Raw genomic sequence first — 388 nt, 5'->3', positions numbered from 1 at the left:
GGCCGAGGCCCAGGAGTGGCCGGAGGCCGGCCGTCTGCGCCGGGCGGGTGTGTCGTCCTTCGGGATCAGCGGGACCAACGCCCACGTGATCCTGGAGCAGGGCGAGCCCGACGCCGTGCAGGAGGCTGCGGAGGCGGCGGTGGCGAGGCCCTGGGTGGTGTCCGCCAGGTGCGAAGGGGCGTTGGACGCCTAGGTCGCGCGCCTGACGGAGCTGGTTGAACTCCAGGCCGCCTATGTGGCGTTCACCATGGCCGGGCGGACGGGGTTGCCGCTCCGGGGGGTGGTCGTGGTCGGCGTGGAGGTGGGGCGGGGGCTCGCGGGGGAAGGTGGGCCGGCGTTCCTGTTCTCGGGGCAGGGGTCGCAGCGGTTGGGGATGGGGCGGGAGTTG

General features: G+C 74.5%; 1 pseudogene. It reads left to right on the top strand.

What is annotated here, in order from left to right:
- Positions 1-190, top strand: a pseudogene (locus PUR71_RS18675) (ketoacyl-synthetase C-terminal extension domain-containing protein); the annotation flags it as partial.
- Between the last annotated feature and the right edge of the window lie 198 nt (positions 191-388).

This window comes from Streptomyces sp. SP17BM10 (assembly GCF_036322405.1).
Taxonomy (GTDB): domain Bacteria; phylum Actinomycetota; class Actinomycetes; order Streptomycetales; family Streptomycetaceae; genus Kitasatospora.
This window is presented reverse-complemented; position numbering and strand designations above follow the sequence as displayed.